Here is a 24770-nt window from a genome sequence, read left to right on the forward strand (position 1 = left end):
ACGTGACGAGCCCAGTGCAGGAGACAAGTTCAATGCAGGATAAGGGAACCACCCCCGTCCAGGCTGAGTCCGGTAGGGCTGAAGATCACGGCGACCAGGAATCGGCTGAACACCAAGGGTCCGAACATGTCGTCAAAGTGGTTCCGGCGGGTGATATGCCGGAGCCACGGGAAATCATCTGGAAGATCGTTGATGCCTTCCTCTTCATCGGGATCACCGCCATGCTCCTCACCGTGGCTGCCCAAGTGGTGACCCGCCAGATGGGAGCTTCGCTGCCGTGGACCGAGGAACTGACTCGCTTCCTGTTCATGGACACCACCTTCCTGGGCATGGCCGCAGGCTTCCGGGCAGCCGCCCACCCCCGCGTCAGCTTCGCGCTGGCGTGGGGGCCGGCGTGGCTCAAGCAGGTTAGCACCCACCTCTACGCCCTCTGCGGGACGGTGTTCTTCAGCGTCCTGGTCATCAAGACCTGGGAACTGATGGTGCAGCAACTCGCCAGCGGGGAGTCCAGCCCCGCCCTTGGCCTGAAAATGTTCCTGGTGACGCTGCCCCTCGTGGTCAGCGCCGCGCTGGCCATTCTCGCGCACATTAAGACTGTCTACTTCTCCCCGTACATGCGTAAGAAAATTCTCGAAGGAGAGATGATCGCGTGAGCCTGACTCTGCTGGGCATCTTTATTCTGCTCCTGCTGCTGGGCGTTCCGCTCGCGGTGTCCTTGGGGATCGGCGTCATCGCCACGCTGCTGATCTTCGACATCCCCCTCGACTTGCTGCCGCAGTCCATGATGAGTTCGATGAACAGCTTCCTCCTGGTCGCAGTTCCGCTGTTTGTGCTGGCCGGCAACGTCATGGCCGGGGGAGGCATCTCGGACCGCATTTTCCGTGGCGCGGAAGCCATCTTCGGCCGCTTCCGCGGAGGCCTTGGCCAGGTGAATATTGCGGCGAGTGCTATCTTCGGCGGCATCTCCGGCTCTTCCGTGGCAGACGTCGTTAGCCTCGGCAAGATCGAAATCAAGGCCATGACGGACCACAAGTACCCGCGCCCCTACGCGGCCGCGATGACCATGGTGACGTCCACCCTGTCATCCCTGATGCCGCCGAGCATCCTCATTATCATCGCCGCATCGACAGCGAGCGTATCCGTTGGCGCCGCCCTCGCCGGCGGACTGGGTCCTTCAGCGGTTCTGATCATCGTCCTCATGGTCCTGAACTTCATCCTCTCGGCGCGGCGAGGCTATGGCGAGATCTCGAAGACGACGTTCAAGAAGGGCATCGCTGTCGTCCTCGCCGGCGTTCCGGCACTGGGTGGCCCGGTGGTTATCCTGGTGGGCATGTTCAGCGGGCTTTTTACGCCCACAGAAGCTGCAGCCGTCGCCGTCTTCTACAGCCTGCTGATAGGCATCTATGTCTACCGGGACATGAAGTGGCACCAGATGCCGAAGATGATCATCGACGCCGGCCTCACCACCGGAACGATCCTCCTGATCGCCATGATCGCCAACGTGGCCTCCTATATCTTCACCATTGACGGGCTGCCAGCCAAGGTCAGCAGCTGGCTCCTCGGCGTCAGCACCGACCCCATCGTCGTGATGCTGCTGATCGGTCTGATCCTGATCATCATCGGCACGGTAATGGACATTGTTGCCGCCATCCTGCTTTGCTCGCCGGTGCTGATGCCTGCGGCTACGGCGGCTGGGATTGATCCCATCCACTTCGTGGTCTATCTCGTTGCTGCGCTCTCTGTCGGCCTGGTTACCCCACCGGTAGGAGTTTCGCTGTTCGCCACCTCGTACGTTAGCGGGCTGCCTATCGAGAAGATTGTGAAAGCAGCAACGCCGCATTACGCGGTAATGGTGGTCGCTGTCGTCATGCTGGCCATCTTCCCCCAGCTCATTCTTTGGCCGGCCGATTTCCTGACCAACAAATAACTCTGCTTCCTCACTTTACTTTCCCACTAATCACAGAATCAGGATTCCTCATGTCTTCGCCCATCAGGAAAACAGTCAGCAGCTACATCGCCGGTGCGTGGACGGCTTCCCCGGACGCGGCACTCTACGAGACCATGGATCCCGGCCGCGCCGGAGTGACTGTGGCCAGCTACCAGCTGGCCACGCCGGCGGACGTCCAAAAGGCCATCACCTCGGCCCGCGAGGCGGCGCCCGCCTGGGCAGCCACCACCGCCAGCGAACGCATGGACCTTGTCTACGCCCTGCTGGAGAAATGGCCGTCCCGGCAGCGGGAGATGGCAGAAATTGCCACCCAGGAGATGGGCAAGGCGATTACCGAATCGTTGGGTGAAACGGCCCGGGCCGTCTTCGAGATGCGGTTCTGGGCGGGGGAGGCCTTGCGCGGCGGTGACAAGACGTTCACCAGCGTCCGCAAGAACACCGACGCCTACTCCATCCGCCAGCCTATCGGGCCGGTCGCTGCCATCACCCCATGGAATTTCCCAATTCTCACCCCGATCCGGAAGGTCATCCCGGCGCTGGTCTGCGGCTGTCCGGTAATCCTCAAGCCGGCGCTCCAGAGCCCCGGGGCCTCCGCTATCATTGCCGAACTCCTCGACGAGATCGGTGTTCCCGCCGGCGTCTTCAACCTGCTGATTGGAACGGGACGCGAGGTCGGGGACACGCTGGTCAACAGCCCGGACATCGCCGGAATCACCTTCACCGGCTCCACCGACGTCGGGCTCGGCATCGCCGCTGCCGCGGCCCGCCGCAACGCACGGACCCAGCTGGAAATGGGCGGCAAGAACGCAGCGGTCGTCTCCTCAATTTCCGATGTCGACCGCGCCGCCGCGGAAATCGCCGCCGCAGCCTTCACGGCAGCCGGCCAGCGCTGCACGGCGGTCAGCCGCGTGATCGTCACGAAGGACCTCCAGGCCCCGCTCGAAGAGGCGCTCACCAAGCAGGCGGCAACCTTCACGGTGGGCTACGGCCTGGATGAGAAAACCAAGATGGGCCCCCTGGTGAACACCAGCCAGTTCGAGCAGGTCCACCGGTACGTGGAACAGGCCATCCAGGACGGGGCCAAGGTGCTCGTCGGTGGCCAGCCGCTGAAGGACGAGAACCTCGGCGAAGGCAACTACTACCCGGCGACAGTGGTCACCGACGTCAAGCCCGGCACCGCGCTGGCCACCGAGGAGGTCTTCGGACCGGTCCTGGCCATCATCCCAGTAGAGGATTTCGACGAGGCCATCGCCGTTACCAACGAAACGCAGTACGGGCTCACGGCGGCGGTGTTCACGGAGGACATGGACCTGGCACACCGCTTCGTCACCGAAGCCCGCAGCGGCATGGTCCACATCAACCACGGCACCACCAGCGAAGGACACCTGCCGTTCGGCGGCGTAGCCCAGTCCGGCCAGGGCGCCTTCGGCATCGGGGACACCTCCCGGGAGTTCTTCACCACCCGCAAGGTGGTCTACCAGGTGTACGGCCAGTAAGAGCCAACCCGGACCGCTCCCACAAACTTTCAAAGAAGAAGGAATCGTGAATTACCACCAGCATTTTTCATTCGAACTGCCCACGCGGATCGAATTCGGCATCGGGCTCGTCGACACCCTGGCCGAGGAGGTCACCCGCCTGGGCGGGAAGCGTGTCCTGCTCGTCTCGGACCGGGGCCTGGTAGCTGCGGGCGTTGTCGGCCGGGTCGCCAGCATCCTCACCGCCTCCAATTTCGACGTCGTCACCTTTACCGACGTCGAACCGGAACCGGAGGCTGAGGGCGTAACTGCAGGCGCGCAGCTCTGCAACGACGAAGGCCGTGACATCATCGTCGCCGTCGGCGGCGGCAGCGCGCTGGACACCGGCAAATCCATCGCCCTGATGGCGAAGAACGCCGGCCACATCCGCGACTACGCAGGTCTCGAAGTCCCAAGCAGCCAGGGCCTGCCCGTGATCGCCATCCCCACCACCGCAGGCACCGGCAGCGAGTGCGCAGTATGGTCCGTCATCTCGGAGAAGGCCCTGAACATCAAATACGGTGTCGGCGGGCGCAACATGACCGCCACGGTGGCCTTCTGTGACCCGTCCCTGTCGGTCAGCCTTCCGGCCCGCCTCACCGTAGGCACCGGCCTGGATGCCCTGACGCACGCCCTTGAGTCCTACGTTAACAAGGCCACCCAGCCCATCTCCGAGGCCCTGTCGGAAAAGTCCATGGAACTCATTTCGCGTTCCCTGCGCACGGCGGTGTTCAACGGCGCGGACCTCCAGGCCCGCTCTGACATGCTCCTGGCCTCCACTATGGCCGCGTGCGCTTTCGCGCCGACCCGGCTCGGCCTGGCGCACGCCATGGCGATGCCGCTGGGCGCCAAGGCAAAGATTCCGCACGGAGACGTGATCTCCATCCTCCTGCCCGAGGTCATGCGCTTCAACGTCAACGCCAACCTTGAGAAGTTTGCCCGGATCGCCGCCATCTTCGGCGTCGACACGCGCTCTTTCACCCTCCGTGAAGCTGCCCATGCCGGCGTGGACGCAGTGGCTCAACTCATCAGCGACATCGGTGCGCCGACCAGTCTGGCAGCCTACGGAGTCCAGGAATCAGACCTTGAGCAACTCGCGGCCGAAAGCATGGAATCGGGCAACATCGTGGTCAACCCCCGCCCGGCCACAGCCGCCGACCTCGTGAACATCATGAGGAAGTGCCTGTAATGAACGTAAACATTCCTTCCCAGCGGCTCCAGAACTACTCCGCCGGCATCCTCTCCGCAGCAGGACTACCAGAGGAGGACGCCCGGCTCGTGGCCGAATCACTGGTGGACGCCAACCTACGCGGCGTGGATTCCCACGGCGTCAGCCGGATCCCCATCTACGTCAAGCGCCTGCAGCTGGGGCTGGTCAACACCCGGCCCAGGGTGCGGGTCGTCAAGGAAAAGGGCGGCGCACTCGTCATTGACGGTGACAACGGGATGGGGCAGGTGGTGATGGAGCGCAGCCTGGAACTGGCCAAAAAGCGCCTTCCCTCGGCTGGCACCGTCTCCGTGGCGGTCCATAACTCCAACCACTACGGCTCCGGGGCCTATTTCGCCAAGAAGGCAGTGGCGTCAAACGCCGCCATCTTCCTCTACGGCAACGCCCCGGCCACGATGTCCACCTGGGGCGGGCGCGAGCGCTTCCTCGGCACCAACCCCTACACCTTCGGTGTCCCGGCCGGCAGCAGGGAACCCATGATCCTGGACATGGCCACCAGCGTGGTCGCGCGCGGAAAGATCATCCTCGCCAACCAGGTGGGAGAACAGATTCCTGAAGGCTGGGCCGTGGACGTCAACGGCGAGCCCACGACTGACCCGGAAGCAGCCCTGGCCGGAAGTGTCCTGCCGTTCGGCGGCGCCAAGGGCTACGGCATCGCACTCATGATCGAAGTCATGGCCGCGATGTTCACCGGAGCCAACTCCGGGCCCGAGATCGGTGACCTCTATGACGACCTGGACCGGCCGCAGGGCGTCGGGGCCTTCTTCACCCTCCACGATGTCAGCTCCTTCCAGCCCCTGGCCCAGTTCGGCCGGCGGATGGAGAACCTCTTCGAGGCCATCAAGCACAGTGGATCGGAGAACCGCGAAGTGCTGATTCCGGGTGAACTTGAGGCACGCGCCGCCCGCCGAAACCGGGAACAGGGCATCGCAGTACCGCAGGCCGTCATTGCTGAACTGGAAAAGCTCTCCCCAGACTCCCACCCCCTTGCCGGCGGGAACCATGCAATGGCTGACGCAGCCACAAGGAAGTGACACCATGAACATCATCCGTCTTTACCCGCGGGCGGGTCAGATTCCCGCCGAGGTGCTGGCCCGATACAGCCAGGTCCAGACCTCCACTGTGTCGGACAGCCAGGAGCGGGTGTCCGGAGCAGTGGGCATCTCGCCCGTGGGAAACTGCCTGTCCTCGCTCGGCGGCCGTTCAATGGCCGGAACGGCTCTGACCGTCCGGACCCGCGCCGGTGACAACCTCGCTGTGCACCAGGCCCTCGAACTCGCCCGCCCCGGCGACGTCCTCGTCATCGACGCCCACGGTGAAGTCACCAACGCCATCCTCGGAGAACTCATGACCTATTACGCTGCTTCCCGCGGCGTCGCGGGGATCGTCGTCGACGGTGCCATCCGGGACCGCGATGACCTCTCCGCCGGGCCCATTCCGGTGTTTTCCAGGGGAGTGTCACACATGGGTCCTTACAAGAGCGGCCCCGGCGCCATCCACGGCGACGTCACCATCGGCGGGTCGGTGGTCCACGACGGCGACCTGGTTGTCGGGGACGGGGACGGCGTGGTGTTTGTCTCCCCTAACCGGATCGAAACCGTCCTTGCCTCGGCCGAATCCATCATGGCCAGTGAGATCAAGCAGCGTGAAGCGATAGCCCGCGGGGAATGGGATCGCAGCTGGGTGGAAGGCGCCGTCTCCCTCGTCCAGGTCGAGCAGGAGGCTTACAGTGCCTGAAGGCCACGTCTACGTCACCCGCCCCATGTCCCCAAAGGTCATGCAGCAGGCAGGAGAGCTGCCCATACCCCTGACGGTGCACGCGGACCCGGACCTGCCACCCGCCCGTGAGCAGCTCCTGGAAGACTGCCGCGGAGCAACGGCGATCATCACCATGCTCACCGAAAAAATCGACGACAAGGTGATGGAGGCGGCAGGACCCGGACTGAAAGTCATTGCCAATGTCGCCGTCGGCTACGACAACATCGACGTCGAAGCGGCCGCACGCCGCGGCATTATCGTGACCAATACTCCCGGTGTCCTGGATGAGGCCACAGCGGACCTTGCCTTCGCACTGATTCTGGCCACGGTGCGGCGGGTCGCGGAAGCCGACCGCTTCATCCGGACCGCACGACCGTGGATCTGGGGACCGCAGAGCTTCATCGGCCTGGATGTCAGCGCAGGGGCAACACTCGGGATCGTCGGGCTGGGCCGGACGGGCATGGCAGTCGCCCGCCGCGCCAACGCGTTCCGAATGAACATCATCGCAACCGGCAGCAGGGCCTCAACGCCCGAGGCTGCCGAACTCGGCGTCCAGCCCTGCAACCTTGACACCCTCCTGCGCACCAGCGACGTCGTCAGCCTGCACTGCCCCCTGACTGCCACCAACCGGCACCTGATCGGAGCGCAACAGCTAGCAGCCATGAAGGCCGGCAGCTACCTGATCAACACCGCCCGCGGCCCCCTCGTTGACGAGGAAGCCCTGGCTGATGCGGTGGAATCCGGTCACCTTGCCGGAGCAGGCCTGGACGTGCACGAATTCGAACCCCGGGTCAACAACCGGCTCCGCTCCCTGGAAAACGTGGTGTTGCTGCCCCACATCGGCAGCGCCGCAGCAGCCACCCGCGACAGCATGGGGGAACTGGCAGTGCGGAACGTGGCCGCAGTGCTGTCCGGGCAAGCTGCCTTGACGCCGGTCCTGCCCGCCGGGCTGAAGCCGGATTTGCTGCCCACCCGCGGATAGAACTCCACAATCTCTCTTCCATGCCGCTGACGCTACCCGTCGGGTGGCCTTGCGCCAACAAGGGCCCTGGCCGTCCATCCCCACGACGTTCCCAAGAGGACTGCACATGCGAGTACTGATCGCCACGGATAAATTCAAACATTCACTGACCGCCGACGAGGTCGCCAGACATCTGGCCAGCGGTCTCATGACCGAAAGACCAAACCTGACGGTGGATTGCCTTTCGATCGCCGACGGGGGAGAAGGCACAGTCGCAGCGGCAATATCCGCCGGATACACCCCTCACGTCACCACCGTGAGCGGACCGACTGGACTGCCCGTGACCGCTACCATGGCTGTCCGCGACCACATCGCTGTCATTGAAACCGCCTCAGCATCAGGCCTGGGATCCTTGCCCGGAGGGATACCCAACGCCCTAGGTGCGACAAGCTTGGGGACCGGTGAGCTCATCAATGTGGCACTCAACCACGGCTGCACGCTCATATACATCGGCGCGGGTGGCAGCGCCTGCACCGACGGCGGAGCCGGACTCCTTGCGGGGTTGGGAGCGAAATTCCTGGACTCCCGCGGGCAGCCTCTGCCCCCGGGAGGAGGCGCGCTGGAACATTTGGCAGTTGCCGACCTGAGCGGGCTGCATCCAGGACTGCGAAACGCGCGTTTCGTGCTGGCAAGCGACGTGGACAACCCGCTATTAGGGGAACAGGGAGCACCTGCCGTTTTCGGGCCGCAGAAGGGCGCCGATCCCAGTGCTGTTGAGCTCCTCAACCGGGCACTGACCCGGCTGGTTGATGTTCTTGAGGGGGAGATCGGCCCGCGGGCCAAGGCCGCTGCGACAAAGGCTGGTGCCGGCGCCGCGGGTGGTATCGGATATGCGGCCATTGCTGTTCTCGCCGCCCGCGTCGAGCCTGGTGTCACAGTTGTTGGACGGCTGCTTGACCTGGATAAAAAAATCGAGGGCGCCACACTCGTGATTACCGGAGAAGGCTGCCTGGACGAGCAGAGCTTAGGCGGTAAAGCACCGCTCGGCGTCAGCCGGGCAGCCGCAAGGGCGGGGGTACCGGTCATCGCCGTATGTGGACGGACCACCCTCCCTGACCAGACTCTCAAGGCGGCCGGCTTCAATCGAACGTTCGCGTTAGCCGATATCGAACCCGATCCCGCCATTTGTATGTCCAACGCGGGGCCGCTCCTGGAAACCGTCGGCACGACCATCGCGTCAGAAATACTGTCCCCGAACGTGCCAGGGAAGTGTCGAGATGAACGCGTCAAACAGTTTCCCGGCCAGCGCTGAGGTCATGAAGGACTCTTCGGATTACCGGATAGACCATTCCTTGGCTTTCCTGCCCGCAGCTGTACCCATCAATAACGCCAAAGTCTTACCAGACAGACGACGGAAGCCCTGATCTATGTTAGGAGCCTTGCGGCGCGCCCTCTACGAACACGCCAAGGAGATTCACCCCCGAACTGCTGAGCGACGGGGTGAAGACGAAGTGCCACTTCCGGTTTTGCCACTCCGGCAAGGTCATCCACAGGATTTACCCGACGCAGGCCTAGGAAGCCTTCCTCGAAGGCCACATCGAAGCGTTCCAGGTCCTGGGCGGCATCCCGACCAAGCACATCCGCTATGACAACCTCGCCAGCACGGTCAGCGCGGTGGTGTTCGTGCAGGGCCGGCAGCGCCAGGAAAACGGACGGCAGGTTGTTCCGCTCGCACTACGGCTTCGACCTCCTCTGCTGCCAGCCCGGCATTGCCGGGAGCATGAAAGGGCGGGTCGAAGGCGACGTGGGCTGGTTCCGCCGCACCCGGCTCTCACCGATGCCTGTCACTGACTCCCTGGATGATCTCAACGACCGGATCCGTGAATGGGAATCCCGTAACGAGGCCCAGGGGGATCACTGACCGAATCCGCACCACTGGCCAAGACCTCACCCACGAACAGCCGTTCCTGGCACCGGTGCCAGCAGAGGCGTTCTACCCGGGCCTGGTCCTGACGCCGCGGGTGGACCGGTCCTCGATGATCAGCGTGCCCATCTCTAACTTACGGAGGCCGAAATAATGCATCAGATGCAATCACAGTTCAAGCTTACATAATATCCGTTATCGGCGTTTCAAATTAGGCGGGGGAGTACCCACAAAAAGGCGAAAAGGGGCAAACTTTGCAGAGCGGGCGTCAGGACTGCTTGACCAGCGCCGCCTCGATATTGATCCTTACCTTGTCGCTGACCAGCACGCCGCCGGCTTCCAGTACCGCGTTCCACGTCAGGCCGAAGTCCTTACGGCTAATCTCGGCTTCGGCCGAGGCGCCTGCGCGCGTGGCACCGAAAGGGTCCACGGCCACACCGCTGAACTCCACTTCCAGTTCCACCGGTCTGGTGACTCCCTTGATGGTGAGATCGCCGGTCAGCGTATAGTCCTCGCCGTCGCCTTCTATGGATGTGGCTCGGAATGTCATCTCCGGATATTTTTCCACATCGAAGAATTCCGGTCCTTTCACGTGGGCGTCCCGGTTGGCGTCACCGGAATCGAAACTGGAAGTTTTGATCGTGGCATGCAGTGACGCGTCGGCCAGGGACTCTCCGATCCTGGCCTCGGCGGAAGCCTCGAGGAAGCGGCCCCGTACCTTGCTGATGCCTGCGTGCCGGACCGTGAATGCAATCTCACTGTGCGACATGTCAAGAACCCAGACCCCTGAAGTTATTCCGTGTGGCAGAGTCATTTTGCATCTCCTTAGCAGTGGAAATCGGTCAGGATGACCAACCCCCACACTGCTGCACCCGGGATTTTTTGTCCATTGCCTGCGCCCATCAGCAGGAAGCCGATGGCGCCAATGACAGTGGTTTTGGATTCCTGCGACGATCAGCGTGAAGCCGGCCTGCTTTCTTCATTCGACAGCGCCACGGGGACCCGGTCCCTCGTGATCGGGCGATTCCTCGGGAAACATCTGTTCGAGGGCCCTGTTGTTGGCCCCCAAGGTGAGCAGGTCCAGCAGTTCGCCTTCACTTAGTCCTGATGCTTCACTGACATCGGTAAGGGACCAGGACCCGCTTGCGAGCAGTGCCGACGCGGAGGCCTGCAACGCCGCGTAGGCGGTATCGAGCGCGGTCTCGGCGGTCAGGATCACGTGAGCGAGAGTCCGCAGCTGTTCAAGTTCTGCATCCATGCTGATCCTCCCCTGTCGTTCCGGCAATTAAGGGTGAGCGGCTATTGTTCGAGGACGCTGTCGATCAGATCCTTGAGGATCTCCCAAAAGTCCCGGGCGCGGAACGACGTAACGGGCCCTCTTCCCTGGGCTTGCCGCACGGCGTTCGCCACGGCAATCGCCTCAGCAAAAAGTTCGGCTGTGACGGCAGGGACACGTTCAGGTTCAAGGGCGAGGATATGTTCCACCAGGGCCCGGGAGTGCTTTGCAGACTCCCCGTCCTGGTCCCAATCGAGCCTGCTCGGTTCAAGGCGTGTCTTTGCCGTCTGGAATCCCCGGTCCACATGCGGGGCAAAACCGTCGTTCATATATTGGATAGTCATTGTCGTCACCTTCAGGCCGCCTGGCCTCAGGACAACCTGTGTCATGGGAAGCGATGCCTTGCGGACGCCGGGTGGCACCAAGCCCACCACCGCTTCGGAGGAAGGATGCCTCTGCCCTGATCCTGCCTGTGCGCCAAGAGGCGCAGTGGTGCTCCTGTAGGAGATACCGCCGGAGAGGCAGCCGTGGGCTGCAGCCTCCTTCCCGGTCAGTCAAGCGCTGATTTGCTGCTGCTCGCCGGCTCCGGACGAACCTTCGATCTTCCGGGGCCGGGCCTTCTCCGCCACCGGAATCCGGACCGTGAGGACACCGCCGTCGTAGCTTGCCTTCACCTTCTCTGTATCCAGTGCTTCACCCAAAAGCAGTTGTCGGCTGAAGACACCGCGCGGGCGCTCGGAAGCAATCAGTTCGATGCCCTCTCCAACGGTGTCCTTACGCTCGGCACGGATGGTCAGAACGTTCTGCTCGACATTCACATCGATCGACTCAGGTTCAACACCGGGTAAATCAAGCGCGACCACGAACTCCTTGCCGTCACGCCAGGCGTCCATGGCCATCGCGGTGGGGCGGGCAGCCGTGCCCAGCGCCTGCTGCGTCAACCTGTCGAGCTGCCGGAACGGATCGCATCATCAACATGACATGCCTCCTCTGATCAGCAACCGACAGGATAGATCTATATCCACTGACATAGATTTTTAGCACTGACACCTGAGATTGGAAAGAGTCTTTGGTAAGCGGAAGACCCCGGCTTCTGGCACTGATTCCTCTCGTTGGCATCGTCCTCTACCCGTCCTTCAAAAACAGTAAATGGCTCAAACTTCGGCCGTAACGCCCTCCTGGCTGGGGCTTAACAACCAACGGCAGCGCGCGTATCTTAAAGCTGTTCGATCCGATCCTGGCCTGGGGCCGTGTCGGCTGTGCGGGCTGGGCAGCAGACAGGAGGCACACGATGAGCAATCTCATGCGGTGGTCCGGCGTCGACATCGCAGATCCCATCCGGCGGTTCCTCGAAGGGGAAACAGGATCCTGGCTGAGGGTAGAGGAATACCGTGACGGCGATTCCATGGTCGTCAAAGCGGAGGTGCCTGGCATCGATCCCGGCAAGGACGTAGACATCACCCTGAGCGGGGACGATCTACGCATCAACGTCCGGCACGAGGAAAAGACCGAGCACAAGGACAAGCGCGGATACCGCTCCGAGTTCCGGTACGGCACGTTCTCCCGAAATGTGGCCCTGCCAGGGGCAGTCAAGGAAGAAGACATCCGCGCCTCCTACAACGACGGGATCCTCGAAGTCCGGATCCCGGTGCCGGAGCAGCAGGAAAGCCCGTCCCGGAAAATTCCCATCACCCGCAGCGGCGAAGCAGCCGGAACAAACCGCGGAACCAGCACCGGCGAAAGTAATGCCGGTGGCAGCGGAACAGATGCCGGAGCCAACATCTAAACCCAAGGTACCCAGTGGCTGAGGGTCCGTCCCGCTGCTGGCACCGGAAAGTCCAGTCCGCACGCACGCTGGACGGGCCCTTACCGCTGATGTTGCTCCCGGGATGTCTCCTGGTTACCACATGGAGGAGGACCAGTGGCCATTGACTATGACGAGCCCCGTACAAAGGCCGAAGATGAGGCGGCGCAGCCACTGGATGAGCTCAAGACTGACAAAGCCTCACCCGCAGCGGCGATCCTTGACGTGGATGAAGGCGACCTGGCCGACAGTTTCGAACTTCCCGGCGCTGACCTTTCCAGTGAAGAATTACTGGTCCATATCGTGCCGATCCAGCCGGACGAGTTCACGTGCAGGTCCTGCTTCCTGGTCCATCACCGCAGCCAACTCGCCAGGGAAACGGACGGAAACAAGTACTGCATCGAATGCGAAAGCTGAGCAGCCTGTGACGCTTCCCTGATTGAGACGGATTGGTTGACGTAAGCGGAACCAGTGGCTATACCATGAACACAGCTCAGACATTCGGGAGGTGGATAGTGAGCGATTCAGCCACCCGCCAGGACAGCCCTCGTGACGGGGCAGGAACACCGCTGGGGTCCTGGCCTAAAGTACCGTGGCGGACCGAAGGCCTGCCCGACGAACCCGGGCAGGGGAAGAAAAAAGGCCGGTGGTGGCGCACCCTGCTGATCGTGGTGCTGTATCTGGCAGTGTTCTCTGCCTTGTCCGTGCAGGACCAGTTGGGCAAACCCGTGTCCGTGTCCTACACCGAGTTCAAGGCGCAGGTCCGGGAGAACAACATCGCGGAAGTCTTCGCCAAGGGCCAGACCATCGACGGGACCCTCCGGACCGAAAAGCCCCTGCCCGGCAGCAATGGGAACAGTTATATCCGGTTCACGACCGAACGTCCCCTTTTCGCTGACGACAGCCTGCTGAGCGAACTGGAACAAAACAACGCCACCGTCCGCGCTACCCCGCTTGTGAGCGAACGCGGTGTCCTGGCCAACCTGCTGATCTCCGTCGCCCCCATCGTGCTCCTGGTCCTGTTTTACCTGTGGCTGTTCAAAAAGCAGTCAGGCATGCTCGGCATGGGCGGCTTCGGGGCAGGGAAAAAGTTCCAGCCCGTGGACCCCGACAAGGTCCGGGTGACCTTCAAGGATGTCGCCGGCATCGATGAGGTTGAAGCGGAAATCTCCGAAGTGGTTGATTACCTCAAAGACCCCCAAAAGTACCAGGCGATCGGAGCCAAACCACCCAAAGGCGTCCTGCTCAGCGGCCCGCCCGGGACCGGCAAAACCCTGCTCGCCCGCGCCACTGCCGGTGAAGCCGGGGTCCCGTTCTTCCACGCCAGTTCCTCCGAATTCGTTGAAATGGTGGTCGGCGTCGGCGCCAGCCGGGTCCGGGAACTCTTCCAGGCCGCCCGCAATGCCGCACCCTCCATCATCTTCATCGATGAAATCGACGCGATCGGCCGCAAGAGAAGCGGTTCCCTGACAGTGGGCGGGCACGATGAGCGGGAACAAACACTGAACCAGATCCTGACCGAGATGGACGGGTTCTCCTCATCCGAAGGGATCGTGGTCCTGGCAGCAACAAACCGGCCCGATGTCCTGGACCCGGCCCTGCTGCGGCCCGGCAGGTTTGACCGCTCCATCACCGTGCACGCCCCAGACCAGGCGGGCCGGCTGCAGATCCTGCGCGTCCACGCAGAAAACGTGCGGCTCGCCCCCGACGCTGAATTGGACGCTGTCAGCCGTATCACCCCCGGCATGACAGGAGCGGAGCTGGCCAATCTCGTCAACGAGGCCGCACTGCTGGCGGTGAAACGATCCCACCCCGCAGTCACCCAACGCGACCTGCTCGACGCTCTCGAGAAAATCCAGCTCGGTACCGCGCGGAACGTTGTTATGCCCGAGGATGAACGCAGGCGCACCGCCTACCATGAGTCCGGCCACGCCCTCCTGGGCATGCTCGAACCCGGCGCCGATCCGGTCCGGAAAATCTCCATCATCCCCCGCGGACGCGCCCTCGGCGTCACCCTCTCCACCCCCGACACCGACCGGTACGGGTACGACGAAAACTACCTCCGAGGCAGGATCGTCGGGGCACTGGGCGGCATGGCCGCCGAAGACCTCGTCTTCGGCGTCGTCACCACAGGCGCCGAAAGCGACCTGCAGACCAGCACCCACCTGGCCAGGATGATGGTAGGACGATGGGGCATGTCCAAACGCATCGGCCCCGTCCAGATCCTCCCCGAAGAAGGAGACCCCCGCGCCGCGGGCGTCTCCGAAGGCATGCTCGACACCGTGGCCGAAGAAGTACGCACCCTGGTGGAACAATGTCACCAACGCGCCCTCACGCTTCTGCAGGAAAACCGCTGGCGCCTGGACTCCCTTGCCCAGCGCGTCCTGGAAAAAGAAACCCTCGACGAGCAGGAAATTTACGAAGCCGCAGGACTTCACCGCTTCCCCGCCGCACCGGCAGAGATGAGTACCAAAGGGTAAATCAATCCTTTCTGGCAACCGGCTCGTGAAGCACGAACAAAGAGCACTTCTCGCCGTTGTACGAGGGCGCAGAAGCCGGATCCCGGTTCCCTTGGAACTGGGGGAAACCTGATGGAGCCTTTCTCCCGTTCCATACCGGACCAGTGAACACGGCATCACAAAGAAGGTCGCTGGAACCGGCACAAACCTGCCTTTTGTTTCCTGCGGGGGCTGATGGGTATGGGCGGACGTGACAGGAGATGATGACAATGTTCGGGGCCTGGGACTTCTGGGAACTCCTGAAGGATCAGGTTGACGGCGTAGCGGAGCAATAAGCGCCCATGAGCCGCCGAAATTTACACCCAACCCGACACCTCTTCAGGAAAAGGACCGGAAACCAGGTTCTGCGAACACAACTGCATGGCAAGGAGGTCAGCTAATGAACCGTGACTTTGGTCCCCTGCTCGTAGTTGTTGGGGTGCTGGTAGTCCTGGTTGGGGTACTGGCTTGGAACGGTTGGTTGTCGTGGTTCGGGCATTTGCCTGGGGATGTCCGCATCGACAGCGGGAACGTTCGGGTCTACTTCCCTTGGGTCTCGATGATCGTCGTTTCGGTGGTGGTCAGTCTGCTAATTGCTCTGATCCGCCAATGAAGCGGCCAAACGGCCACACTTTACCGTGGACGGAATAGAGTCACCACTGCCAGTTCGTCAGAGCCTAATCAGGTTGAAGGAATCTCCAATATCGGCGAGTGAGACCTGGCATATAGACCAAGGCTTTGGGGCACGCCCCAAACTGCCGACGGGAGGTATGGTACTCACAACCGCTAACAATAGGGATAGGTTGCAGGCTTCAGTGTGGAAGCCCCCGCCGTACCGCCCGCAACCGGGAAAATTCTCTTAGGTTATCCACCGCTACTGCTGCCAGGGAGCTACCCCCGCTCGCTCCCAATTTCAGCCGTGGATAACCCGAATTGACCCCAGCGATGGACGGATCAAAGTCGGCACCATTTCGGGCTGCGTGGTCAGCAGGCACAGGTTGTCCGGCCGAGGCAGGTTGACGGAAAATCAATTATTGACTCTGTGAATTGCTCTGGGGACACCCCAGAAAGGAGGCTGCGTTTGATCTATTGACTAGGGAAGAAACCCGCGCTATAACTCAACTAAGTCCTGCAGCAAGCCCCGCATCAGCTCAGGCGGAGGCCGCTGTGAGATCCCCCAACTCCCCCTACTCCCCCACAGATTTCTGCCTGCAGGAGCAGGCGCGCGCCTCACCCATGCGCCTGCGGCCCAAGCGGCTCAGCCTGGGTTAAAGCCAACACCACGTTAATGATCAGCACCTACCAGGGATCGCCCGCAGACTCCTTCAGTATTTAGGAGAAGTGCCGCAGTGGACACGCTTCCAGCAGTGCTCCTTGTCATCGGCGCAGCATTCGCCTGGACCGGCCTGACCACCACCGTCGTCTTTCATCTTCGCCGCAGGCGGAACGGGTCAACGTTGGTCGCCTCGGCCTCCCCAGGAACGAACCGCCACCGCCTGAGGCCATGGCGAGCCCGCCTTCACCGAAACCACGCCGCTATACGCCCGAGAAGGGTAAGCCTCCGACGAGCACGAGGCAGGGGCTCCACCCACCACTCCAGATAACCCTTGGGGAGCAAACGTGGATCCCGGAACGATCCTCGGATTCAGCACCGGATACCTTACCGCCCTTGTCGGCATCTTCCTCCTCTACCTGCCGTACCTCGTCCTCTTGGTGACACTGCTAATAGCGGCCGGCATCCTGCAGCTGCTGTTACTGCCGTTCGCCATCTTGATACGCAAGCTGCGCCGAACAAAGCCGCGGCCGATCCCGGACAACTCATGGATCCTGAACCCGACAAACAGCCAGCCGCCGGAACGGATCCTGCTGCCTGGGCGGACGGCGCCACAGTGAAGCGGTTTCTGCCCGGTACTACTTCCTGCCAATGCCGAAAGGAACGGCCGCAATGCCCCGGCCGAGTAACGCCGTCCCGGATCCCTTGAGGAATTGTTGTGCCAGGCGGGCCTATTCGGCAGCCGTGCGTCACAAGGTAACTTTCACCGTGTTGGTGTTGGTGTTTTGTCCGCGCTGGAGCGTGACGTCGGATTGTTGCCCTGGCTCTTTCTTCCGGCTAGCGGCCAGGAGATCGATCACGCTGGAGATCTTCTGTCCGTCGAACTCATACCGGCCCTGGGCCGCGTCCCGGACGAAGTTTGCGGGCGAAGACGCCAGGCCCGGGTGGCGACGTGGAGGTTGAGCCTTATCTCCGGGTCTGCCAGGTCGAAGCCCGTGATTTGCCGGATGGACTTCAGCCGGTACCGAAGGGTGCTGCGATGGATGGTCAGGCTCTGGGCGGTACTGTCATAATTGCCACCGTGGTCCAGGTATTGGGCCAGGGTATGCACCAGATCAGAACCGCGGCTGTCATCGGTGTGTTGGAGGGCGCCCAGCCACTCATCGATATAGCCAGCCAGATCCGGTTGGCCGCCTGCTGTGTCGAGGATGCGGTAGATGCCCAGCTGATCAAAGCGGGTGAGGCCGGAGGGCTCGATTGAATGGGTCCGAATGTGCAGCGCACGCTGGGCTTCCGCGAATGAACGCGGAATCTGCGTGACCTCCTGGCAGGGGCCGCCGACGCCTACCGCCCCGGAGGCGCCGTGCAGCAGCCTTGACATGACTTTAAAGAGCACGGCGCCGGTCGGGGCGCCGGTGGCCACGGCAATGGTCATGTCGGAGCCCTGCGAAACGAGCGAGGCCGTGCGGAGTTCCCCGAGGGCTTTCCGCAGGGCGACCACCGCAGAATCGCCCCCCGTCATCGGCTGCCACTGTGCCACAATGACATGCTGGGGGGCTCCGAGGTCATACCCGAGTGCCTGCGCACGCGAAACTGCGGCCCTCTGATCCATCCCGGCAACGAGCTCATCCACGAGATCACGGCCCAGCCGCAGTTCCACCTGGGCAAGGCTGCGCCGATGCGCCAACTCGACGTGCAGGATCCGCCTGGCATACTCCAAAGCGAAGACGTCTTCGTCAGTAAACGGCTTGTCCGTTTCCAGCATGCAGATTGCCCCCAGGACATCCCTGTCCGGCAGCACCAAAGCCACCAGCCTTCGAGGTTCCCGCACCGGGGATCCAGAGGCAAGCCAGAGTTGGGCGATCCGTGCCCGCGCGCCAGGCCCTGGCTGGGCGTAGGGACGGTCTGGACCAATGCCGGCTGCAGCGCGGATGTTGCCAAATGCGTCCTCGATACAAATCGGACGGCCCGTCAGTTCTGAAAGAACCTCCGCCACGAAGGCTTCCCTGGATTCCCTTTGCCCGAGGTCGGCAATCATTGTGCGGTCCAGGGCATTTTGGACCCTGGCACGCGCCTCAAGCTTCAGGACCGTTGCCGACAGGGACAGGAGACGCTCCTCAGTGTCCTCACTGCCGTCAGGGTAGCGCAGCTGGCCGGTTGCCTCCGGTGGGTGTCCTGCGGTTGGGTCTCCGGGGGACGCCGCCGGCGTGGGTCCACCCAGGTTCCGGAGCTGCATCAGCTGAGGCGGCCCCGGGGCGCTGGGGGCGGATAGCACCAGACACCCGTTCAGCTCGCCGCTGTCCCCAAAGATGAACAGCGCGTATCGCCATCCTCGTCCGGACTCCGGGAGCACCGCATCCCTGCCATGGAGGCGAAGGACATCCTGATCCTGGGCTTTTGCTGTGCGGTCGGGGGTGGGTCGCAATTGGCCGTTCACCCCAAGGTAAAGGTCCTCCACTTCACAGAACGGCAGCGCTGAAGCCCTCTGTGCTGCCGTGCTGAGGATTTCCTCGGCGATAAGCCGATCGAACATCTTGGATCCCTCGTCTCCGTCCATAACTTGGGCCTCATCGTAGGCGTGAAGTCCGCGCGTAGACCTCCGGCTGCTCTCTGTGGTTCGAGAATACCTCTGTGGCTTATGGACCTGCTAGGTCCATAAGAGTCGGCTGATTTAGGCATTTGGGGGCCATGCAGCCGATCCGGTCAGAGAGCAGACTCGGATGTAGGACGCCCGTGGCAAGCCTTCGGTTCCAAAATGGCAGGTCTGATTCTGCGGATCTGTCATGCGGTGTTATTAGGGCGGACACCGTACAGAGGACCGGTTGCACCTCTCTTACCGGAGTGGATCATCATGTCCAAGGCAGTAGGAATTGATCTGGGAACGACCAACTCGGTGATCAGTGCGTGTCCGAGCAGCGTCGGATCTCCGACTGTGAGCCCATAGTCGACGTGATTTCTGACCAAGGTGGAGACTGCCGAGAGGGCAGATGCGTAGTACTCAGCTTGGTTCTGTCCAGCTACGGCACCGGTAGCGAATGCTTGGTAGGTGGCGATTTCAATGAAGAAGCCACCAGGCTTCGCGGCGCCGAGGAGCGCCCTTCGCGTTTGGCGGAGCAACTTGACTGTAGGAACGTACATCCCATCGTGTGCGTCGTTCATTTGTTGGGTCAACGACGTCAGGTGATCTGGGTTCGTCTGCTGCCAGTCATTGTCCTCTCCGCGTTTCGGGATTTCCCAGGTGCTGCCGTCCGCGTGGGGGCGCGCGGGAACGGCATCCACATATAGGTCGAACTCGGGGAAATTTACTTGGAGACTGCGGTCCTGACGCTTCGTCCGCTGATGTCCTTCCGAGTCACGGCCGAATGCTGTGTGGAGGACGTCGAAGAACTTGTCCAGGATCTCCTTTGATGTGACGTTGGCGGGAAGTTCCTCAAGGCGGCAAAACACATCAACGTCTTTGACTCGTCGTATTGATACCCGCCGTTTGTAAGAACCGATCAGAACGGTGTTTATCCCGTACTCGGCGAGCGTTCCGTCCTCTTCCAGCGCGGCCCGAACCAGCTTATGGGCTTCGGGAGCATTGTCCCTATCCACTCCTGGCTCGATACGACCTAGTGCAGTCGAGAATTCCCCAATAAGCAGAGCCATCTATGTCCCCTTTGTTATGAGCCGACCCCGAGGCGGGTCTGGCTTTCAAGCGCTACTCGCGTGTCGCTATTTTCGGTATGCGACAACACACTCCCAAGCTCTGATACTACATGTAGTGCCAGTTTTGTCCATGCACCCCTAGATGTTGTGTTACAGCTATGTCATTTAATCCACAGCTAATCCACAGACCTGGGTTATCAGAATGTCCGGATTTGTTCCTTTTTAGGGATTGGATACACACCCTGTGGATCAGTTCGACACAGGTGAATCACCATCTGCTGGGGAAATGGCGTCCGGGGCAACAGCGGTCACACCGCAATGCACCGCGGGCCTCTCCATCCATGTGCTCGGGTGCCGGAAACACGCGTTGCCATCAATCATGGACGGAGACTAACACCACCCTCCGACAAGAACCGCGGTTGTGATGGCAGAGCGGAGCTGGCCGCATAGGAGTGTCCGAGGAAGGCATCTGCGACTGCGGCCGGCAGAGGCGACCGGAATTTGGCGGCAGATCCCCCATCCGGGTCCTCTAGCGTTCCAGGCCTCCGCGTTCGAGAGTCCGGCCCTTACCCGAGGCAGTCCCCATGCGAGCGATCTTGGCTGCCGTGGGCTTGGTGGCAACTGCTGCGTGGGGGTGTGTCCCTTGGTGCTTGTCGGCCAGAAGCCTAGCCTTGACCGCTTCCCTGTCACCCTTGCCTTCCAGGCTTTGGGCCAGCTGCTGGCGTCGTTCTGCAGTGTCCCAAGCCGGTTCGCTTCTGTCTGCCCGGTCCTGTCGGTTGGCGCCGGCAATGGCTGCACGGGCCACCACTTCATCGGTGCGCGCGGCCGATGATTTGGTCCGTTCACTTTCGGATTCGGTGCGGGCCTGCTGTGCCCGGGCAAGGGCCGCGGACACGGATGCCTCGTCCGCACCGGTGTTGTTCACGTCGATGCCGTAACGGCTCTGGACCTGTTCGCCGATCTTCTCGGCCGCCCGCGCAGCTTCGGGGTCGTAGGCCTTCCACGCCGTGGCCGTCTCGTGAACCCGCTCGATCATTTCGGGGCTGGCTTTGTCCCACCAGTCCTCGCGGGAGACCGGCGCCAGCTGGGCCCGGGCGGCAGCCCGCTGGGCGTCAAAGCGTTCCTGCAGCTCCCGGGCCCGTTGTTCCTCTGCTGCGGCGATGGTGCGCTGTTCCTGTTCGCGCATTCTGGCAAGCTGCTCGCCGATGCGACTGGCAACCATCAGCCCGGTACGCATCGCCCCGTCGACTGCATCTTCCATTCCGTCTGCTTCGCTCATGCTCTTCCCCTATCGCTCGATGCCTGGATTGTTCTGCCGGTGGGACTCTTCGGTCCGCGGCTGCGCTCCCTGCAGCTGCGCTGCGTCCGGTCGGGTCAGAACGGGAGGCAACGGTGAGCCGCCTCGTGAACGTTCGACCAGGAGCCTTGATTTGAGGGCTTCCTCGGACGCTTCCGGGTGCTGTTGGCGCAGCGTCTCCATCGACATCGGCTGTGCCTTGAGTGTCTGTGCGTTCGCGCTGGCCTCGACAACCTTGCTGGCCGCCCTGACGGCGGAGGAAAGTCCCCGAACCCGGCGCAAATCGTCCGTTGCCTTGTGCATGTCATGGATCGCCCGGGCCGTCTGGGCGAGCTGCCGGAACATGAGGGCGTACGCGGCGCGGTCGCTCTTGGAGGTCGCGGCCAGGAGGATCATGGTCGCCCCGCGGGCGGACGGCAGGGACACTGCCGGCCGTGCCGGGTAACGGCGCAGCTGGGCGGACTTGGCGAGTTCTCGGGCGGCGTCTGCGAGCGGTCCCGGTGTCGGTTCAATCCGTTTGGACCATGCACCGAACGCCGCGGAAGTCTCGCGGGCTGCCTGCGCCCAGGCGGCGTGATCATCGTGCGGGGTCGTGGCCAGTTTCTCCCGGAGGGAACTGACGTCATTGGCGCACTTGCTCCACAGCTCAGCCGATGGCTGCAGCGTCTCCCGGCCGGGGCTCACCGGCCGGCGGTTGCGCGCCGCGGCGTTCCATTCCGCGACAGCGGAAGTAGCCGACTCAGGGGTGCTATCCCACTCTGCCCGAAGCTTGGGCAGAGCCAGGTCACGGCCCAACGAGTTGCCGCCGAACCACACGGCGCGCTCTCCCTTGCGGGGGCGTTCGGCCACGGAGTAGCCGGTCACGACGTCGGTGCGGCCGGCCGCGTAGCGGGGCCGCACGAGCATGCCCTCCTGGCGTGCCCGCCGGACAAACTCCGCCTCATCTGTCGATGCCCCTGCGCAGACGCGCACCTTGCGGGCGAGGCTGTGGCGCTCGACTTCCGGCAGCCCCTGGCGGATGGCTTTCGACTGTTCGGCCGGGGTGAATCCGCGCTCGGCGCGTAGGGTCCCGACCTCGTTCAGTCCGTACTTCTTCTCCAGTGTCCTGGCAGCTTGCTGGGACTTGTACTTGCTCTTCCAGCCGTTCCATTTGGTGCCGTCGTCCCGGACCATCGACGCCACTATGTGGATGTGGTCGTTGCCGTTCTTGCTCAATCCGTGACGGACCGCAACCCACCGGGCGGGAGCCTTTCCCCCGTCCTCAGTGAAGTCCATTTCCTTCATGAAATCGTTCGCGATGGCACCCCAACGCTCGTCGCTGAGCTGACCTTCTTCTGCGGCCAGACTCAGCGAGCAGTGGAAGACGTGTCCACCGTCCACGTCGGTGCCGAAGAACTGCTTGGCCCGGTCGAGTGCGTTGGCAATGTCGAGGGCAACATCGCGGTTCAACTCGTTGTCGTCGTGCCAGGCCATGAGCGCCGAATCGCCCGCAACGAGGTGCGGTTCTTCGTGTTCGTTTGCCCGCCCCGGTCCAGCGAGGTAGATCATCAGACCCGCCATGCGGTCGCCCTGGGTGATGTTCGGAATCACGGTGAAACTACCGCCCGGCCATGTCGGCGAGCTGACGGTCAATCCGGATGATGACAGCGCGCGCATGGGCGATGGAAGCGGCAGCTTCCGCCGGCACTTCCCCCGTCGCATTCGCGTGACGCGCGATCTGGTTGATGTTGTTCGCCACGGTCCCGACAAGACGCTGCAACGTAGAGAGCTGCATGAACTGATTCCGCCGCTCCGACGGATTCTCTGTGCCCTCGCTGAGCGCCGCCTCGATCAAAAGCCGCGGGATCGTGACACGGTGCTTCTCCGCCAAGGCAAGGAGCTGGGCTTCCTCTTCCGGACTGACCTTAACCTCGTGACGATGCATCCGGCCGCCGTCAACATTCGCCCGACGACGACGGGACTTCCAACCGGCGAAGCCACTGCCTTCACTCACTTGTCCCGCCCTTCGAATTTGCCAGCGCAGCGAACCCGGAAACCCGGGGACCACACTGACAAGTGTGCCGCATCCGAGACGACAAGTCGAGGATCAGGCCAACTTAGCCGTGCTAAGTTACCAGCTTGCTCCGCCCAAGTGGCGGCTACACTTTTCCTCCGCTTTGTGGTAATCCGGTTCCGGAAATGGCACGCCGCTGCGCGTCGTTGCCCGAAAAGCCGCTGTCCCTGTGGTTACCGTGGATGCATGCCAGCCATCGATATCGAACAGACCCGCAACCAGGCCCGCGCCCTCCTGGACTCACGCATCGAATCCGTCACGAACCTGGTCAAGACCAGGCAGCGGATCACCGACCTGCGCGAGCAGCTCGCGGACGCCGAACGCGAAGACAAGCGCGCCTACGTGCGCGCCACTAAAGACGGGTGGAGCCCCGAGGAACTGAAGAAACTCGGGCTCGAGTCCGGCGCCGCAGCGCGACGCCGGAAGCCGGCCACCACCCGCACGGCAGAAGAAGCATCCCCATCTTCCGCCGGTGGGGATACCGGGGCTGAGTAAGCTTGCCCCTCGCCCACATGGGCACGGCAAAAGCTAAATCCTTCGGGCTTTTCCCGCACCCATGTGCACGACGGGACCCACCTGACCGGCAGCACACAGACGCCAGGGCACCACGGGCAGGAACCGCACCACCGGGACCGGCGAATGTGCACAGCCTCGAAATTGGGGACGCACCACGGACGCCTTTCCCATGGTCCAAGACTTGCGCTCCCGGGCCGCGGCCACGCGGGCGGCAATGTCTCTTTCAGCCGTAGTCGCGACAAATCTACGGGCCTCAACATAGCGCAGGGCGGCACCTTTCGAGGTGCCGGCCTTCATCTGTTTGTAGCGTCTGGTTCAGTCGGTGTCGCTGACGTGATCCTCAGGAATCTGGCCAGCGGCACTCAGCCAGATAGTCGCCACCGAGCACTTCACGCGCAGCGATTTCGAAGAGCGAGGCGTGAAGTGGACCAAGACCCGGATAGACCGGGCGCCGAGCATCAGCCTCGAATCCACGATGCCAGGCGGGCACTTGTTCTAGCTCAGCCTCGTACGGACCGGCTGGTTAGTACCGCAGGCCTCCGAGAGTTCCCACGGCTTCCTGTCACTCTGCCGCAGGAAAGGTTGGCTTTTCTACCAATGACGGCGGCATGACCACCACGTCGCCTCCGATGACGACTACCCAATCCTGCAACTTGAGGTGTAGTTCGGGACCGCTGTCGTAGAACCTCAATGTTCCAAGGGCAGGGGCACTTTGGTGGCTGACCCGAGGTCGATATTTCCTAACTAACTCCGCGACGGCCGCAACAGTCTCCGGGCCCGTGAATTGCACGCCTTCATCAGGTTTGTACCGACGGTAGTTGGGCACGCGCAGCTCCTCTATCAAAACGTCCGCGCGGAGCTAGTCCCCCGCGTATAAAGAAACCCTACTTCCATCGCAGCATCCCCTTTGAGCCCGCGGAACCTTCCCGTAAGCCGGTCCCTCACCGGGACATTCTTGGCCCTCTCCCCCGTCGCAAAATCCCTTCATGTGCTGGGATCCGAGATTCGGGTATACCCCGCCCCCAAAACTGTCCCACTGAGGTTGCTCAATGCGCGACGGAGCCGGGGCAAG

General features: G+C 62.5%; 23 protein-coding genes and 1 pseudogene. 15 read left to right on the plus strand and 9 right to left on the minus strand.

What is annotated here, in order from left to right; translation table 11 throughout:
- Positions 1–32: 32 nt before the first annotated feature.
- The 9 genes and pseudogenes from AR539_RS01270 to AR539_RS19585 all read left to right on the plus strand — a co-directional run.
- Positions 33–653, plus strand: a complete 621-nt coding sequence (locus AR539_RS01270; RefSeq protein ID WP_066431687.1) for a TRAP transporter small permease — start codon at positions 33–35, stop codon at positions 651–653.
- Positions 650–1927 (plus strand): TRAP transporter large permease, encoded by a 1278-nt coding sequence (locus tag AR539_RS01275; protein WP_066431690.1) that lies wholly within the window; start codon positions 650–652, stop codon positions 1925–1927. The genes AR539_RS01270 and AR539_RS01275 overlap by 4 nt, the downstream gene beginning before the upstream one ends.
- Positions 1928–1977: 50 nt before the next feature.
- The gene (locus tag AR539_RS01280) at positions 1978–3444 is read left to right on the plus strand and encodes an aldehyde dehydrogenase family protein (RefSeq protein ID WP_066431692.1); all 1467 of its coding nucleotides are present in this window, start codon (positions 1978–1980) and stop codon (positions 3442–3444) included.
- 46 nt (positions 3445–3490) lie between these two features.
- The gene (locus AR539_RS01285) at positions 3491–4651 is read left to right on the plus strand and encodes an iron-containing alcohol dehydrogenase (RefSeq protein WP_066431695.1); all 1161 of its coding nucleotides are present in this window, start codon (positions 3491–3493) and stop codon (positions 4649–4651) included.
- Positions 4651–5724: an Ldh family oxidoreductase gene (locus AR539_RS01290; RefSeq protein WP_066431697.1), complete on the plus strand. Its 1074-nt coding sequence runs from the start codon at positions 4651–4653 to the stop codon at positions 5722–5724. The genes AR539_RS01285 and AR539_RS01290 overlap by 1 nt, the downstream gene beginning before the upstream one ends.
- Positions 5725–5728: 4 nt before the next feature.
- Positions 5729–6427 carry an RraA family protein gene (locus tag AR539_RS01295; protein ID WP_066431700.1) on the plus strand — a complete coding sequence of 233 codons (699 nt, stop codon included), beginning with the start codon at positions 5729–5731 and terminating at the stop codon, positions 6425–6427.
- A complete protein-coding gene (locus AR539_RS01300) occupies positions 6420–7430 on the plus strand; it encodes a 2-hydroxyacid dehydrogenase (protein ID WP_197410525.1) in 1011 nt (336 codons plus the stop codon). The genes AR539_RS01295 and AR539_RS01300 overlap by 8 nt, the downstream gene beginning before the upstream one ends.
- A gap of 106 nt (positions 7431–7536) precedes the next feature.
- Positions 7537–8721, plus strand: a complete 1185-nt coding sequence (locus AR539_RS18855) for a glycerate kinase (RefSeq protein WP_082699140.1) — start codon at positions 7537–7539, stop codon at positions 8719–8721.
- A 185-nt stretch (positions 8722–8906) separates the two neighbouring features.
- Positions 8907–9481, plus strand: a pseudogene (locus tag AR539_RS19585) (IS21 family transposase); the annotation flags it as partial.
- A gap of 120 nt (positions 9482–9601) precedes the next feature.
- Here AR539_RS19585 and AR539_RS01310 read toward each other — a convergent pair.
- The 4 genes from AR539_RS01310 to AR539_RS01325 form a co-directional block, all read right to left on the minus strand.
- Positions 9602–10147 (minus strand): YceI family protein, encoded by a 546-nt coding sequence (locus tag AR539_RS01310; RefSeq protein WP_066431707.1) that lies wholly within the window; start codon positions 10145–10147, stop codon positions 9602–9604.
- Positions 10148–10312: 165 nt separating this feature from the next.
- A complete protein-coding gene (locus AR539_RS01315) occupies positions 10313–10591 on the minus strand; it encodes a hypothetical protein (protein WP_066431710.1) in 279 nt (92 codons plus the stop codon).
- A gap of 41 nt (positions 10592–10632) precedes the next feature.
- Positions 10633–10953 (minus strand): hypothetical protein, encoded by a 321-nt coding sequence (locus AR539_RS01320; protein WP_157360897.1) that lies wholly within the window; start codon positions 10951–10953, stop codon positions 10633–10635.
- Between the two features lie 210 nt (positions 10954–11163).
- On the minus strand, positions 11164–11550 hold the full coding sequence (locus tag AR539_RS01325) for an Hsp20/alpha crystallin family protein (RefSeq protein ID WP_066431716.1): 387 nt from the start codon (positions 11548–11550) through the stop codon (positions 11164–11166).
- Between the two features lie 350 nt (positions 11551–11900).
- On the opposite strand from AR539_RS01325, the gene AR539_RS01330 reads away from it, so the two are divergent.
- The 5 genes from AR539_RS01330 (at position 11901) to AR539_RS01350 (ending at position 16804) form a co-directional block, all read left to right on the plus strand.
- A complete protein-coding gene (locus tag AR539_RS01330; protein ID WP_082699141.1) occupies positions 11901–12395 on the plus strand; it encodes an Hsp20/alpha crystallin family protein in 495 nt (164 codons plus the stop codon).
- A gap of 135 nt (positions 12396–12530) precedes the next feature.
- Complete coding sequence (locus tag AR539_RS01335; RefSeq protein ID WP_066431719.1) at positions 12531–12830, plus strand: DUF4193 domain-containing protein; 300 nt, start codon at positions 12531–12533, stop codon at positions 12828–12830.
- A 98-nt stretch (positions 12831–12928) separates the two neighbouring features.
- Positions 12929–14893: an ATP-dependent zinc metalloprotease FtsH gene (gene ftsH, locus AR539_RS01340; protein ID WP_231728449.1), complete on the plus strand. Its 1965-nt coding sequence runs from the start codon at positions 12929–12931 to the stop codon at positions 14891–14893.
- Positions 14894–15311: 418 nt separating this feature from the next.
- Positions 15312–15524 carry a DUF2905 family protein gene (locus AR539_RS01345; RefSeq protein WP_066431721.1) on the plus strand — a complete coding sequence of 71 codons (213 nt, stop codon included), beginning with the start codon at positions 15312–15314 and terminating at the stop codon, positions 15522–15524.
- A gap of 1007 nt (positions 15525–16531) precedes the next feature.
- Positions 16532–16804: a hypothetical protein gene (locus tag AR539_RS01350; RefSeq protein WP_066431724.1), complete on the plus strand. Its 273-nt coding sequence runs from the start codon at positions 16532–16534 to the stop codon at positions 16802–16804.
- Between the two features lie 236 nt (positions 16805–17040).
- On the opposite strand, the gene AR539_RS01355 is transcribed toward AR539_RS01350, so the two are convergent.
- The 5 genes from AR539_RS01355 to mobC all read right to left on the minus strand — a co-directional run bounded on the left by AR539_RS01355 (position 17041) and on the right by mobC (position 23122).
- Entirely contained in the window at positions 17041–18741 is a 1701-nt protein-coding gene (locus AR539_RS01355) for a PucR family transcriptional regulator (protein ID WP_231728450.1), read from the minus strand.
- A gap of 224 nt (positions 18742–18965) precedes the next feature.
- Positions 18966–19832, minus strand: a complete 867-nt coding sequence (locus tag AR539_RS01360) for a nucleotidyltransferase domain-containing protein (RefSeq protein WP_157360898.1) — start codon at positions 19830–19832, stop codon at positions 18966–18968.
- Positions 19833–20361: 529 nt separating this feature from the next.
- Positions 20362–21111, minus strand: coding sequence for a hypothetical protein (locus AR539_RS01365; protein WP_066431737.1), 750 nt, complete (start codon positions 21109–21111; stop codon positions 20362–20364).
- A gap of 9 nt (positions 21112–21120) precedes the next feature.
- On the minus strand, positions 21121–22719 hold the full coding sequence (locus tag AR539_RS01370) for a relaxase/mobilization nuclease domain-containing protein (RefSeq protein WP_066431740.1): 1599 nt from the start codon (positions 22717–22719) through the stop codon (positions 21121–21123).
- A 7-nt stretch (positions 22720–22726) separates the two neighbouring features.
- Positions 22727–23122, minus strand: a complete 396-nt coding sequence (gene mobC, locus AR539_RS01375) for a plasmid mobilization relaxosome protein MobC (RefSeq protein ID WP_066431744.1) — start codon at positions 23120–23122, stop codon at positions 22727–22729.
- Between the two features lie 246 nt (positions 23123–23368).
- Here mobC and AR539_RS01380 point away from each other — a divergent pair, with 246 nt between their 5' ends.
- On the plus strand, positions 23369–23677 hold the full coding sequence (locus AR539_RS01380) for a hypothetical protein (protein ID WP_066431748.1): 309 nt from the start codon (positions 23369–23371) through the stop codon (positions 23675–23677).
- Positions 23678–24770: the final 1093 nt, after the last annotated feature.

The organism is Arthrobacter sp. EPSL27 (assembly GCF_001512305.1).
Taxonomy (GTDB): domain Bacteria; phylum Actinomycetota; class Actinomycetes; order Actinomycetales; family Micrococcaceae; genus Arthrobacter.

Coding starts and splice junctions, on each gene's coding strand:
- AR539_RS01270 (WP_066431687.1), top strand. CDS start 33: ATGCAGGATAAGGGAACCACCCCCGTCCAGGCTGAGTCCGGTAGGGCT.
- AR539_RS01280 (WP_066431692.1), top strand. CDS start 1,978: ATGTCTTCGCCCATCAGGAAAACAGTCAGCAGCTACATCGCCGGTGCG.
- AR539_RS01290 (WP_066431697.1), top strand. CDS start 4,651: ATGAACGTAAACATTCCTTCCCAGCGGCTCCAGAACTACTCCGCCGGC.
- AR539_RS01295 (WP_066431700.1), top strand. CDS start 5,729: ATGAACATCATCCGTCTTTACCCGCGGGCGGGTCAGATTCCCGCCGAG.
- AR539_RS18855 (WP_082699140.1), top strand. CDS start 7,537: ATGCGAGTACTGATCGCCACGGATAAATTCAAACATTCACTGACCGCC.
- AR539_RS01310 (WP_066431707.1), bottom strand. CDS start 10,147: ATGACTCTGCCACACGGAATAACTTCAGGGGTCTGGGTTCTTGACATG.
- AR539_RS01315 (WP_066431710.1), bottom strand. CDS start 10,591: ATGGATGCAGAACTTGAACAGCTGCGGACTCTCGCTCACGTGATCCTG.
- AR539_RS01320 (WP_157360897.1), bottom strand. CDS start 10,953: ATGACTATCCAATATATGAACGACGGTTTTGCCCCGCATGTGGACCGG.
- AR539_RS01330 (WP_082699141.1), top strand. CDS start 11,901: ATGAGCAATCTCATGCGGTGGTCCGGCGTCGACATCGCAGATCCCATC.
- AR539_RS01345 (WP_066431721.1), top strand. CDS start 15,312: ATGAACCGTGACTTTGGTCCCCTGCTCGTAGTTGTTGGGGTGCTGGTA.
- AR539_RS01355 (WP_231728450.1), bottom strand. CDS start 18,741: ATGGACGGAGACGAGGGATCCAAGATGTTCGATCGGCTTATCGCCGAG.
- AR539_RS01360 (WP_157360898.1), bottom strand. CDS start 19,832: ATGGCTCTGCTTATTGGGGAATTCTCGACTGCACTAGGTCGTATCGAG.
- AR539_RS01365 (WP_066431737.1), bottom strand. CDS start 21,111: ATGAGCGAAGCAGACGGAATGGAAGATGCAGTCGACGGGGCGATGCGT.
- AR539_RS01380 (WP_066431748.1), top strand. CDS start 23,369: ATGCCAGCCATCGATATCGAACAGACCCGCAACCAGGCCCGCGCCCTC.